Origin of the sequence: Agromyces sp. Soil535 (genome assembly GCF_001428255.1) — a bacterium.
Classification (GTDB): Bacteria; Actinomycetota; Actinomycetes; order Actinomycetales; family Microbacteriaceae; genus Agromyces.
In genome coordinates this window covers 14,640-27,325 of the sequence record NZ_LMRW01000012.1, presented here as the reverse complement: position 1 = coordinate 27,325, position 12,686 = coordinate 14,640, and the positions used below count along the sequence as shown (strand labels likewise).

12 protein-coding genes are annotated in these 12,686 nt (G+C 71.2%); 4 read left to right on the top strand and 8 right to left on the bottom strand.

Annotation, left to right across the window (positions count from 1 at the left end; all coding sequences use genetic code 11):
* Positions 1 to 38: 38 nt before the first annotated feature.
* The 8 genes from ASG80_RS09510 to ASG80_RS09475 all read right to left on the bottom strand — a co-directional run bounded on the left by ASG80_RS09510 (position 39) and on the right by ASG80_RS09475 (position 8,516).
* Positions 39 to 1,196, bottom strand: coding sequence for an ROK family transcriptional regulator (locus ASG80_RS09510; protein WP_056729970.1), 1,158 nt, complete (start codon positions 1,194 to 1,196; stop codon positions 39 to 41).
* 70 nt (positions 1,197 to 1,266) lie between these two features.
* On the bottom strand, positions 1,267 to 2,109 hold the full coding sequence (locus ASG80_RS09505) for an ABC transporter ATP-binding protein (RefSeq protein ID WP_056729968.1): 843 nt from the start codon (positions 2,107 to 2,109) through the stop codon (positions 1,267 to 1,269).
* The gene (locus tag ASG80_RS24015) at positions 2,106 to 2,969 is read right to left on the bottom strand and encodes an ABC transporter ATP-binding protein (protein WP_056729966.1); all 864 of its coding nucleotides are present in this window, start codon (positions 2,967 to 2,969) and stop codon (positions 2,106 to 2,108) included. Before ASG80_RS24015 ends, ASG80_RS09505 begins: the two co-directional genes overlap by 4 nt.
* Complete coding sequence (locus ASG80_RS24010; RefSeq protein WP_156401756.1) at positions 2,966 to 4,060, bottom strand: ABC transporter permease; 1,095 nt, start codon at positions 4,058 to 4,060, stop codon at positions 2,966 to 2,968. The genes ASG80_RS24015 and ASG80_RS24010 overlap by 4 nt, the downstream gene beginning before the upstream one ends.
* Positions 4,053 to 5,057: an ABC transporter permease gene (locus tag ASG80_RS09490; protein WP_056729964.1), complete on the bottom strand. Its 1,005-nt coding sequence runs from the start codon at positions 5,055 to 5,057 to the stop codon at positions 4,053 to 4,055. The genes ASG80_RS24010 and ASG80_RS09490 overlap by 8 nt, the downstream gene beginning before the upstream one ends.
* A 49-nt stretch (positions 5,058 to 5,106) precedes the next feature.
* Positions 5,107 to 6,771, bottom strand: a complete 1,665-nt coding sequence (locus ASG80_RS09485; protein ID WP_056729962.1) for an ABC transporter substrate-binding protein — start codon at positions 6,769 to 6,771, stop codon at positions 5,107 to 5,109.
* Between the two features lie 233 nt (positions 6,772 to 7,004).
* The gene (locus tag ASG80_RS09480) at positions 7,005 to 7,616 is read right to left on the bottom strand and encodes a bifunctional 4-hydroxy-2-oxoglutarate aldolase/2-dehydro-3-deoxy-phosphogluconate aldolase (protein ID WP_056729960.1); all 612 of its coding nucleotides are present in this window, start codon (positions 7,614 to 7,616) and stop codon (positions 7,005 to 7,007) included.
* Positions 7,617 to 7,619: 3 nt separating this feature from the next.
* Positions 7,620 to 8,516 (bottom strand): sugar kinase, encoded by an 897-nt coding sequence (locus tag ASG80_RS09475; protein ID WP_235508255.1) that lies wholly within the window; start codon positions 8,514 to 8,516, stop codon positions 7,620 to 7,622.
* A gap of 84 nt (positions 8,517 to 8,600) precedes the next feature.
* Here ASG80_RS09475 and ASG80_RS09470 point away from each other — a divergent pair, with 84 nt between their 5' ends.
* The 4 genes from ASG80_RS09470 to ASG80_RS09455 are packed head-to-tail and all read left to right on the top strand — an operon-like array spanning position 8,601 to position 12,677.
* Positions 8,601 to 9,893: an alanine racemase gene (locus tag ASG80_RS09470; protein WP_056729958.1), complete on the top strand. Its 1,293-nt coding sequence runs from the start codon at positions 8,601 to 8,603 to the stop codon at positions 9,891 to 9,893.
* A gap of 11 nt (positions 9,894 to 9,904) precedes the next feature.
* Positions 9,905 to 11,515 carry an amidohydrolase family protein gene (locus ASG80_RS09465; RefSeq protein WP_056729955.1) on the top strand — a complete coding sequence of 537 codons (1,611 nt, stop codon included), beginning with the start codon at positions 9,905 to 9,907 and terminating at the stop codon, positions 11,513 to 11,515.
* 1 nt (position 11,516) lies between these two features.
* Complete coding sequence (locus ASG80_RS09460) at positions 11,517 to 12,248, top strand: IclR family transcriptional regulator (RefSeq protein WP_056729953.1); 732 nt, start codon at positions 11,517 to 11,519, stop codon at positions 12,246 to 12,248.
* Positions 12,249 to 12,293: 45 nt separating this feature from the next.
* Positions 12,294 to 12,677, top strand: a complete 384-nt coding sequence (locus ASG80_RS09455) for a RidA family protein (RefSeq protein ID WP_056729951.1) — start codon at positions 12,294 to 12,296, stop codon at positions 12,675 to 12,677.
* Positions 12,678 to 12,686 lie beyond the last annotated feature (9 nt).

The window sequence follows — 12,686 nt, the reverse complement described above, 5'->3', positions numbered from 1 at the left end:
GATGCCTCGCGCGGCATCCGTCGATCGGCCGGAGTGGGTCAGGGAGCGAGCGAGATGTCCGCCTCGAGCTGGTCGCGGATCTGATGGACGAGCTGCTGCCGTGCGCCGAGCAGCACGGGCTGGGCGCCGGTGCCGCTCGTGCGCACCGCGAGCTTCGGATGCGCCGCAGGGTCGACGCGCGCGGCGACGAGATCGGCGAGCCGATCACCCCCGGCGAGCCCGGTCGGGCCGCCCAGCACGATCATCGCGGGGTCGAGGATCGCGAGCAACGGGTCGATCGCGAGGACGACCCGGTCGGCGAGCGCGGCGAGGGCCGTCCCGTCGCCGGCGAGACGGGGCAGCATGTCGGTGAGCGACTCGCCGAGGGCGCCGCCCAGGAGCCGCGCGACCGCCGGCCCGCCCAGGAGATCCGTGAAGTCGTTCGCCTCGGGGGCGAGCTTCCCGGCGCCCTTCGGCACCGCGAGGTACCCGATCTCGCCGGCGCCGCCCGACGCGCCGTGAAGGACGACCCCGCCGAGATCGACCCCGACGCCGAGGCCGTCGCCGATCCAGAAGAGGGCGAAGCTGGATGCGTCCTGCGCGACACCCGCGGCCCGCTCGGCCATGGCCGCGAGGTTCACGTCGTTGTCGATGGTCACCGTGAGGCCGAGCGCCTCCTCGATGCGATGCCGCGCGCCAAGCGCGGGCCAGCCGGGCAGGGTGTCCGTGAACGAGAGCTCGTCGCCGTCGACGAAGACGGCGGCTTGCACGCCGATCACGACACGACTGACGGTCGACTCGTCGATGCCCGCGGCCCGGCAGGCCGCTCGCACCGCGGATCTCACATCGCCCTCGGGCGTGCGCCCCGCGGCATCCGTCGCGACCTGGGCGATCGGGTGCTCGCGGTCGATCGCATCGACGACGACCGCGTGGATCGTGCCGGCGAGGATCGAGACGGCCACCCCCGTGATGCGGTCGGTGCGCACGCCGTAGCTCACCGCGTTCGGGCCGCGGCCGCCCGAGACCTCGCCGACCGGCTGGATGAGGCCGACGCGCTCCAGCCGGGTGAGCATCTGGGTCGCGGTGGGCTTGGAGAGCCCCGACAGCTCGCCCAGCTTCGACCGGGTCAGCGGGCCGTGCTCGAGCAGGAGTCGGAACGCGGTGCGGTCGTTTCTGGCGGCCAGCCACGCCGGCGTGCCCGGATCGACCTGGCTCATCTCGCCCCCCTCTCAGTTGCGGTCTCGTTCTCGTCACTCTATCTGAAAACATTCTTTACTGATCGTAGGTTCACCCGCCGTTCCGCACCTCGTCGCGCAGGAGCCCGAGACGGTCGGGATCGGCCGCCGCCTCGAGCAGTGTCCTCGTGTACTCGTGCCGGGGATCGAGGATCACACGATCGGACGGCCCGCGCTCCACGATCTCGCCCCGGTACATCACGAGGATCTCGTCGGAGAAGTGCCGCGCAGTGGCCAGGTCGTGCGTGATGTACAGCACGCCCAGGTGCTCCTGTCGCTGCAGGTCGGCGAGCAGGTTCAACACGCCGAGCCGGATCGACACGTCGAGCATCGACACCGGCTCGTCGGCCACGATGAACCGCGCCCCGGGCGCGAGCGCCCGCGCGATCGCGACGCGCTGTCGCTGCCCGCCCGAGAGTTCGTGGGGCCGGCGCTCCGCGAATCGAGACGACGGCGTGAGCTGCACCCGCTCCAGGAGCTCATGCGCTCGATGGCCGACCTCCCTCGACGACAGGCCCGGATGGTGGATGCGGATCGGTCGCTCGAGGTGGTGGAGGATCGTGTGGAACGGGTTCAGGGAGCCGAACGGGTCCTGGAACACCATCTGCACGTCGCGGCGATACCGGGCGAGGGCGCCGCCTCGGGTGGCACTCGGTACGCCGTCGAGCAGCACGTCGCCCGACGTCGGCGCCTCGAGCTTGGCCATCATGCGTGCGATCGTCGACTTGCCCGAGCCGCTCTCGCCGACGAGCGCGACGGTGCGGCCGGGCTCGAGGGTGAATGAGACCTCCTTCACCGCGTGCAGTGTCCTGGCCTTCACGCCGCTTCGCAGCCGGAAGTCCTTCACTAGGTGCCGTGCTTCGAGGCAGGCATCGGACGAGGCGGAGCCGCTCATGCCGCACCTCCCTGTGCCGTCGTTCCCCGGCGCACGAAGTCGCCTCGTTCGCCGCGCAGGCTGGGGAAGCTCGACAGCAGCCGACGCGTGTACGGATGCTGCGGGGTGCGGTAGATGTCGTGCGCAGTGCCCTGCTCGACGATCTCGCCTTCGAGCATGATCGCGATGCGGTCGCTGATCTCGATGAGCAGCGGAAGGTCGTGCGTGATGAAGATGACGGCGAACCCGAGGCGCTCGCGCAGCCGCATGATCTCGCGGATGATGCCGCGCTGCACGACGACGTCGAGTGCCGTCGTCGGCTCGTCCATGATCATCACCTGCGGATCGAGCGCGAGCGCCATCGCGATCATCACGCGTTGGCGCATGCCGCCGGAGAGCTCGTGCGGGAAGCTCGACAGGCGCGACGGGTCGACGCCGACGAGCTGCACCAGCTCACTGCTGCGGGCCTCGCGTTCGCCGCGGCGCATGCCGGGTCGATGCGTCGAGAACACGTCGTGCAACTGCCTGCGCACGCTCATCACCGGGTTCAGCGAGTTCATCGACCCCTGGAAGACCATCGACACCTTGTCCCAGCGGTACGTGCGCAGCGCCTCGCCGTCGAGTCCAACGACGTCGACGTCACGACCCGACACGTCGTGGAACACCACCTCGCCGCCGGTCATCAGGGCGGGGGCCTTCAGCAGGCGGTTCAGGCCGTAGGCGAGCGTGGTCTTGCCGCAGCCGGACTCGCCCGCGAGCCCCAGGATCTCGCCGCGGTGCAGGGTGAGCGATGCGCCGCGAACGGCCCTCACCGGGGGGTCGACCTCGTATTCGATCGAGACGTCACGTGCGCTCAGCACGGGTTCGGGTGCGAGGCTCATGCGAATGCTCCACTGTCGGCGACGCCCTTGCCGGCCTTGGCGGCCTTGCGTTGGCGCTTCGCGTTCTCAGGCGCCAGCCTGAGCTTCGGGTTCACGACCTCGTCGATCGCGAAGTTGATGAGGGAGAGGCCGGCGCCGAGGGCGGCGATGACCGCGCCAGGCGGCACGAACCACCACCATGCTCCGGTGCCCACCGCCTGGCCGGTCTGCGCGTCGTTCAGCATCGTGCCGAGCGTGATCGAGCCGGTCGGTCCGAGCCCGAGGTACGACAGGCCCGCCTCGCCGAGCACCGCGAAGATGATGCCGAACAGGAACTGCGCCGCCAGCAGCGGCACCAGGTTCGGCAGGATCTCCACGAAGATCACCCGCATCGGCTTCTCTCCCGCGACGCGGGCCGCCGCGACGTACTCCCTCGTGCGCAGCGACCGGGCCTGTGCTCGGAGCACGACCGCCGATCCGGCCCAGCTCGTGATGCCGAGCACCAGGGCGACGAGGAGGGAGCTCCGCGCCAGCGGCCCGAGCCCCTCGGCGTTCTGCACGTACGCGGCGATCACCATGACCACCGGCAGCCCGGGGATCACGAGCACGATGTTGGTGAAGAGCGTGAGCACCTCGTCGATCACGCCTCCGAAATAGCCCGCGAGCACGCCGAAGACGATGGCCAGCACGAGCGCGACGACGCCGGCGACGATGCCGATGAACAGCGACCCGCGGGTGCCCCAGGCGAGTTGCGAGAACACGTCGTAGCCGAGCTTCGTGGTGCCGAGCCAATGCTGCGGCGACGGCGGCAGCAGTGACGGATTGTCGGAGTCGCTCGGCGACTGCACGAAGAACGGCGCGACGACGCCGAACAGCACGATGATGCCCACCACGACGAGACCCGCGGTCAGCTTGCCGGAGCGGCTCGGGAGGAGGTGGCGGAAGCGCCCGCGCCGCACGGATGCCGCGGCAACCGCCGCCGTGGCGGTCTCCTCGCGGACGGCTTCCCTCGCCGCCTCCGCCGTCGCCGGCGCGTGGAACGGGACATCGTCGCGCGAATCGAGCTCGCGCTCGGCCTCGGTCACGTCGAGCGTCGATTGCGAGTCATCCATTGTGTCGCACCCTCGGGTCGATGAACCCGTAGACGAGGTCCATGATGAAGTTCGCGGCGAGCACGGTGAGCGTGATCACCAGGAACACGCCCTGCATGAGCGCGTAGTCGAGTCCCTGCACCGCCTGGATCATGAGCTTGCCGATGCCGGGATAGCTGAACACCTGCTCCATCACGATCGACCCGGCCACCACGAAGCCGAGCGCGATGCCGAACCCGGCGAGGCTCGGGATCGCCGCGTTCCGGCCCGCATACCTGGTGCGGATGCGCCTGGGCGTCAGCCCCTTCGCCTCCGCGGTGACGACGTAGTCCTCCGACATCGTCGACACCATCATGTTGCGCATGCCGAGGAGCCAGCCGCCCACTGATGAGATCACGATCGTGGCCGCCGGTAGGATCGCGTGGTACACGGCGCTGCCGACGAAGGCCCAGCTCCACTCCGGTCCGGCCGGGAACGCGAACACGTCGTATCCGCCCACGATCGGGAACAGGCCGAGCTGCACGGCGAAGACTGCGACGAGCACGAGCGCGAGCCAGAAGTACGGGATGGACTGGAACACGGTCGTGATCGGCACGAGGTGGTCGAGCCGAGTGCCGCGGCGCCATCCGACCCATGCGCCTACGGCCACGCCGAGCAGGAAGGAGATCACGGTGGCGACGCCCACCACGATGATCGTCCAGGGGAGGGCACTGGCGATGAGGTCGGCGACCGGGGCCGGATACCGCGTGGAGGAGACGCCGAGGTCTCCGTGCAGCAGCCGGCCCCAGTACGCGACGTACTGGTCCCAGAGGGACATCCCCTTCTCGGCGCCCAGGATCGACGTGATCGCCTGCACCGTCTCCTCCGAGATGGGCCGCCCGCCGTTCGCACGCCGGAGCTTGCCGAGCATGATCTTGGCGGGGTCGCCCGGGAGGAGGCGCGGCAGGAGGAAGTTGAGCGAGATCGCCGCCCAGAGGGTCACCAGGTAGAAGGCGACCCGCCGAAGGTAGAAGCTCATCCTGTCGACCTCGCGCTCGAGAAGGTTCGTTCCATGGGATCGCTCTGGCCTACTCGACCGGCTTCAGGTGCGTGAGCACCACCGCCGACGCGACCGAGAGATACGGCAGCGGTGCGGCGTAGAGGTCGCCTTCGGTCGGCCAGCCGGTGAACTTCTCCGTGTTGAAGAACGACTGCGAGGCGTTCAGCACCACGGGGATGTACGGGAGGTCGCGTGCGATCTCCGACTGGATCGTCGCGTAGGCCGCCTTCTTCACCGCCTCGTCCTGGGTCGCACCGGCCGCCGAGACCGCGGCGTCGACCGCCGGGTTGCTGTAGCGGGAGTAGTTCTGGCCCTCCAGCGGGTCCTCCCCGACCTTCACGGTCGAGGTGCCGGCGAAGTACTCGTGGTAGTTGGAGTACGGGTCGGCGACCAGGCTCTGGGTCAGGCCGTAGAGGGCCATCTGGAAGTCACCCGACGAGATCGGGGTCCAGTACTCGGCATCCGAGACGGTGCGGGCGTTGATGCGGATGCCGGCCTCGGCCGCCTGTTCCGAGATGAGCTTGGCCGCGTCGTTGTAGTCGGTCCAGCCGTCGGGCGAGAACAGGTCGATCTCGATCGCCGCGCCGTCCTTGCCGTAGAACCCGTCGGAGCCCTTCGTGTAGCCGGCCGCCTCGAGGATCTCACCGGCCGCTGCCGCGTCGGCGTCCTGCGGGCTCGCCGTGAGCTCGGGATCGGAGAGCCACTGCTCGTCCCGCGGCAGGAGCATGAACGACGGCGACGACTCGCCTGCGAGGCCCGCGAAGGCCTTCTCGCGAATTGCGGAGCGGTCGATCGCGACGTTGATCGCCTGGCGCACGGCGGTATCGGTCTGCTGTCCCGTGCAGCCGAGATCGGCGTTGGCGCAGGTGATGATCGTGGTCGGATCCTGCTGCATGTTCAGGGTGGAGATGTTCCCCTTGCCGGTCACGGCCTCGGGGTTGGCGATGAACTGGCCGACCCAGTCGATCTTGCCGGTGGTGAGCAGGTCCTGCGACGACTGGTTCGAGTCGAGGCCGAGGTACTGCACCTCCTTCACGGCGGGCGCGCCGTCGCGGAAGAGCTCGTTCGCCTCGACGGTGTAGGCCGCCTCGGTGAAGCTCTTCACCACGTACGGGCCGGAGCCGACCGGCTCGGGGTTGGTCTCGCCCATGAAGTCCTCGATGCCCTCCCAGATGTGCTTGGGCACGATCCAGGTGGAACCCAGGATGAGCGAGGCGCTCGTGAACCGCGGTTCGGTGTACGTGAGCACGACGGTGGTGTCGTCGGTGGCCTCGGCCGAGACCAGCTGCTCGCTCACGTTCGAGCCGTAGGTGAACGTGAAGGCGACGTCTTCTGCGGTGAGGTCTTCGCCGTCGCTCCACTTCTGGTCGGGCTTGATCTTCACGGTGAGGACGGTGCCGTCTTCGCTGTACTCATAGCTCTCGCCGATGAGCCCGGTGGGAGCGTCGGCGGAGAGCTGGTTGAAGAAGAAGAGCGGCTCGTAGATCGCGCCGTACGTGGCGTGCACGGCGGTGTCGACCGCGAACGGGTTGAAGTTGTGGTTGATGGGCGTCGCACTGCCCGCCCAGACCCGCAGGACGGAGGCGTCGCCGCCGTCGGATCCGGTCGATGGGGCGCAGCCCGACAGGCCCAGGGCGAGTGCAGCCGCCCCGGCGGCGAGGGCCACCGCGATGGAGCGCTTGGTTCGAATCATCGTTCCGTTGTTCCTCTCGTGCTTCGTTGCGTGGATGGCAGTGACGCCGCAGGTGCAGGAGCTCGGTGCTCGGGGCGTTACTGGAAGAGACCCTAACAGAAAAGGAAGTAATCGGAAACAATCTATTTAGTTATTGCGCAGGTGTTTCGGCTGTGATTCGGGTGCACGGCGAACACCCCGATGCGCTACCGAGCAGCCTGCGATCGAGTGGCGTGCGATGGACTCCCGGCGGACTACCGGCCGACCAGCCCTGCGAGCACGGAGAGCGTGTCCGGGTCCTCGAGGGCCGAGCCGACCGCGACGGTGCGGACGCCGGCGGCGAGGAAGGTCCCCGCGTTCGCGGCATCCATGCCCCCGGTGGCGACGAACCGCGCCCCCGGGAACGGTCCCGACATGGCCCGGAACCACCCCGGCCCGAGGAGCGATGCCGGGAACGCCTTCAACCAGGTCAGGCCGAGCGCCATCGCCGCCTGCACCTCGCTGGCCGTCGCGACGCCCGGCAAGGGCGGCAGGCCGGCGGCCGCCGACGCACGCACCACCTCGGGGTCGAATCCCGGGCTCACGGTGAACCACGCGCCGGCGGATGCCGCGAGCTCGACGTGCCGCATCGAGACGACGGTGCCGGCGCCGACGACCCGCCCCTCGGCGCGCCCGGCCTCGGCCACGGCGGCGAGCGCCTCGACGTCCGCGTCGGTCTGTATGGGCAGCTCGACCACGTCGATGCCGAGCTCCCACGCCCGGCGGGCGAGCTCCAGGCTGCGCTCCACCCCGAGGCCGCGGAAGATCGCCATGAGCGGGCGCCCGGCCAGGAGCTCGTCGAACTCGGTGTTCGTGACGACGTTCATGCCTCAGCCTCTCGGAAGTCTCGGGAAGTCGGCGGTGTCACCGAGCACGAGGACGGCGCGCTCGTGCCCGGCGCGAAGGCGCTCGGCTGGCGGAGCGCCGCCGAGCCACTCGGCGAGGTAGCCTGCAGCGAACGCATCCCCGGCGCCGACCGCCTCCACCACCTCGGCGGCGAGCGCAGGCTCGTGCACGGCGCGGTCGGCGTCGAATCCGGTCGCCCCGACCCCGCCGTCCTTCACGACGACGATCGGCGGCCCGGGCAGCAGCGCCCGCACGTCATCGGCGGTTTCGGCCCCCCACAGCCCCGCGGCCTCGTCGAGGCCCACGAAGACCAGGTCGACGCGGCCTGCGAGCGCCCGCAGGCGCCGCGCCGCGGCATCCGTCGACGTCCAGAGCGCCGGCCGGTGGTTCACGTCGAAGCTCACGGGCACGCCGGCGGCGGCGGCCGCGTCGAGGAGCGCGTCGACGAGCGCATCACACGATGGCGAGAGTGCGGGCGTGATGCCGCTGAGGTGCAGCAGCCGCACTCCGCCGAGCGGAAGCCCTGCGACGAACGACGGACCGAGCCGCGAGGCCGCCGAACCCTGCCGGTAGTAGCGCACGCCGCGGCCCGGATCCTTGAAGTACACGCCCGTCGGGGCGTCGGCATCGGCGGTCACCCAGCGCGTGTCGACGCCACGGTCGGCGAGCTGGCGCACGATCCGCCGGCCGAGCGCGTCGTCACCCACCGCGCCGGCCCACGCGGCCCGACGCCCGAGGGCCGTGAGGTGGGAGGCGACGTTCGCCTCCGCGCCGCCCGGGTCGAGGTGGAAGTCGGCTGCCGTCTCGAGCGGCTCTGCGAGCGCTGGGGCGACGAGCGCCATCGTCTCGCCGACGGCGAGCACTTCTGGGAGGGCGGTCACGCCCCCTATGCTGGCGCGTGTGCAGATCCCATGCAAACGTGTTGCAGCATCTGCAACAGCGCCGATGAGCTGAGAAGGGCACGGATGCCACGCCGAATCGACGACCTCGCCGCGGAGGTGCTCGCACCGAGCGACACCGGACTGCCCGAGCGAGCGGCGGGACTCACGGTGCGCCAGTTCCTCGCGACCGATCCGAGCCTCGACGAGTTCTGGACACCGCTCACCGTGCTCGACGCCGATGCGCTCCGCCGAAACGCCGCGACGATCCAGTCATGGGCGACCGCGCGCGGCATGGAGCTCATGCCGCACGGCAAGACGACCATGGCGCCGGCCCTCTGGCGCCTGCAGCTCGAGGCCGGCGCGACCGGCCTCACCCTCGCGACCCCCGGCCAGGTGCGCACGGCCCGCTCGTTCGGCGTCTCCAGCATCATGCTCGCGAACGCCCTCGTCGCGCCGCGCGCGCTGGCCTGGGTCGCGCGGGAGCTCGCCGACCCCGACGTCGCGTTCACCGCATGGGTCGACTCGGTCGAGACCGTCGAGGCGATGGAGGACGGCATCGCAGACACGCCGCTCCCCCGCCCGATCGAGGTGCTCGTGGAACTCGGCGCCCACGGCGGACGCACCGGCGCCCGCACCCTGGACGCCGCCGAGGCGGTCGCACGCCGCGTCACGGATTCCCCCGTGCTGCGCCTCGCCGGCGTGGCGTGCTACGAGGGCAGCCTGGGGCACGATCGCTCGGCCACGGCGCTCGTCGCCGTGCGCGACCACCTCGCCGACCTGCTCGAGCTGCGCGACGCGGTGCGTCGCATGACGGACGACGACCGGCTCATCGTCTCAGCCGGCGGCAGCGCCTATCTCGACCTGGTCGCCGACGAGTTCGGGCCCGCGATCGAGGCGGATGCCGCGGCCGGCCGCCGCACGCGCTGGGTCCTTCGCTCGGGCGCCTCGCTGCTGCACGACGACGGCTTCTACCACGGCATCTCCCCGCTCGACATGGCCCGCGCCGGCGCCGGCGCGCCCGCCCTCACCCCTGCGATGCGCGGGTACGCGCGCGTCGTCTCGCATCCCGAGCCGGGGTTGGCGCTGCTCGACGGGGGCAAGCGCGACTTCCCCTACGACGAGGGGCTGCCCGTGCCGTTCGGCGTCGCCGCGGCGCTCGGCGGCGACGAGCAACCGCTCGTCGGGGCATCCGTCACCGCCCTCAACGACCAGCACGCGTTCCTGCGATCGGATGCCCCGCTGCCGGTCGCGATCGGCGACGTCGTGTCGCTCGGCCTCTCGCACCCGTGCACCGCCTTCGACAAGCGGCGCTGGCTCCCCGTGGTCGAGCGTGCGGGCAGCACCCGCGTCGTCGACCTCGTCCGCACGTTCTTCTAGGCCCTCCACGCATGACGCTCCTCATCCGAGACGTGACCGTCGTCGACGGCGACGGACACGTCAGCACGCCGGCCGAGCCCGTTGACGTCGTCGTCGAGGGCGACCGCATCGTGCGCATCGAGCCGCACGGCGCGAGCGTTCGCACCGCCGACGTCGACGCGGTGGTGGAGGGCGCCGGGCGTCTGCTGCTCCCCGGGTTCGTCGACGCGCATGCGCACTCCGACGCGCGCGTGTTCGACCCCGAAGTCCAGCTCGCGCTGCTCCGGCAGGGCGTGACGACCGTGATCGGAGGCCAGGACGGCGTCTCGTATGCGCCCGGCGACGGCGCGTACGCGAGCGAGTACTTCGCCGCGATCAACGGGCCGCACCCGTCGTACGGCGGGGGCGGCGTCGGCGAACTGCTCGCCTCCTACGACGGCACCACCCCGCTCAACCAGGGCTACCTCGTGCCGGCGGGCACCGTGCGCCAGGAGATCTGCGGCCGGTCGACGGATGCCGCGTCGCCCGCCGAGTTCGACGCGATGCGCGAGCTCGTGGCCGACGGCCTCGCAGCGGGCGCGCTGGGCGTGTCGACCGGGCTCGACTACGTGCCGGGGATCTTCGCGCCGACCGACGAGCTGGCGCGCCTCAGCGAGCCCGTCGCGGCGGCCGGCGGCGTGTACGTCTCGCACATGCGCGGCGGCTACGAGGCGAACTCGGCCGCCGGCATCGCCGAGATCGCGGCGATCGCACGGCACTCCCGCGTCGCCGTGCACATCTCGCACTTCCACGCCGAGCCGCCGATCGTGCACGACCTCATGCGCCGGCTCGCGGCATCCGGCGTCGACGCCACCTTCGACGCCTACCCCTACACGCGCGGCTGCTCGATCCTCGCCATGCCGATCCTTCCCCCGACCCTGACCGTGCGCCCGACGCCCGAGGTGCTCGCGGCGCTCGCCGACCCCGACGAGCGTCGGCGGCTCATCGACGAGTGGTTCCCCACCATCGTCGACCATCCGAGCCTCGGTCCCGACTGGCCCGGCATGCTCACGCTCGCGCATGTCGCCGCCCCCGGGTACGCGTGGGCGCTCGGCCGCACGCTCGGCGACGCGGCCGCGCAGGCCGGCACCGACCCGGCGCGGTTCGCGCTCGACGTGCTGGTCGCATCCGACCTCGAGGTCAACGTCGTCATGGCCGTGCAGCACGAGCGCTCACCCGCCGAGCTCGCGTCGATCCTCGCCCACCCGCGCGCCCTCGGCGGCTCCGACGGCATCTTCGTCGGCGCCCACCCGCATCCTCGCGCGCGCGGCTCGTTCGCGCGGTACCTGCGCTCGCTCGTGCTCGAGGAGCATGCGCTGTCATGGCCGGATGCTGCGGCGCTCGTCTCCACGCGGGCGGCCGACCGGTTCGGGCTCGGCCGGCGCGGGCGAGTCCGCCCCGGCTGGACCGCCGACCTCGTGCTCGTCGACCCCGACCGGGTGCACGACCGCGCGACGTACGACGAGCCGCTCGCCCTCGCCGAGGGCATCGATGACGTGCTCGTCGCCGGGGTTCCCGTCTTGGCGCGCGGCGCGCTCACGGGGGCGACGCCGGGACGCGGTATCCGTCGCTCGACTCGACCCGCACGCACCGAGGAGGCCTGACATGTCGCAGAGCGTCACTCGTGCCGCCCGCATCATCGACGCGATCGCGGCCGACCCGCGCACGGTCGCGGAGCTCGCCGAGGCGTTCGGCCTGCACCGCTCCACGATGTTCCGCGAGCTGCAATCGCTCGAGGAGGTGGGTTGGGTGCGCCGGCGCGGCAGCGGCCGGTACACCCTCGGCCCGCGCCTCGCCGCGCTCTCGAAGGAGGCCCTCGACTCGCTCGACCTGCGCGAGGCGGGCGCCGAGCACGTGCGACGCCTGCAGCGCCGCACCGGCAACACCGTGCACCTCGCGGCGCTCATGGATCGATCGATCGTCTACGTCGACAAGGCCGAGGACGAGTCGGGCGTGCGCATGTACTCGCGCATCGGCAGGGCGGTGATCCCCTACTGCTCGGCCGTGGGCAAGGCGATCCTCGCGAACCTCGACGCCGCGGGGCGCGACGCCGTGCTCGACGGGGTCACCTGGGAGCGGCACACCGACCACACCATCACGACGCGTGAGCGGCTCGACCGCGAGCTCGCCGTCGTCGCGGCCCGCGGCTGGGCGACGGACGACCGCGAGTTCGAGCCGTACGTCAACTGCATCGCCGTGCCGATCCAGAGCCCCATGGGCGTCGTCGGCGCGATCTCGGTCACCGCGATCCGCATGGTCGCCGACCTCGAACGGCTGAAGACGTTCCTGCCTGCGCTGCGCGAGACCGCCGAGGCCATCTCACGCGAGCTCGGCTGAGCCGACCCGACCACCACCGATCACCACCGATCCCCAGGAGGAACCATGACCAAGACCGCCGTGACGCTCTCGAACGCGCCCAAGCCCGCCGGACCCTACAGCCACGGCGTCGTCGCCAACGGCTTCCTGTACACGGCGGGCTTCGGCCCGCAGGACCCGGCCACCGGGCAGGTCGTCGAGGGCGGCGTGGCCGAGCAGACGCGCCAGGTGCTGCGCAACATCGGCGCGGTGCTCGCGGAGTACGGGCTCACGTTCGACGACGTGGTGAAGGTCACCGCGCACCTCGAGGACCTCGCCGACTTCGCCGCGTACAACGAGGCCTACGCCGAGTTCTTCACCGAGCCGTACCCGGTGCGCACCACGGTCGGCTCGCGTCTCGCGAACATCCTCGTCGAGATCGACGTGGTGGCGGCGATCCCGCAGGCGTAGCGGCCGCGC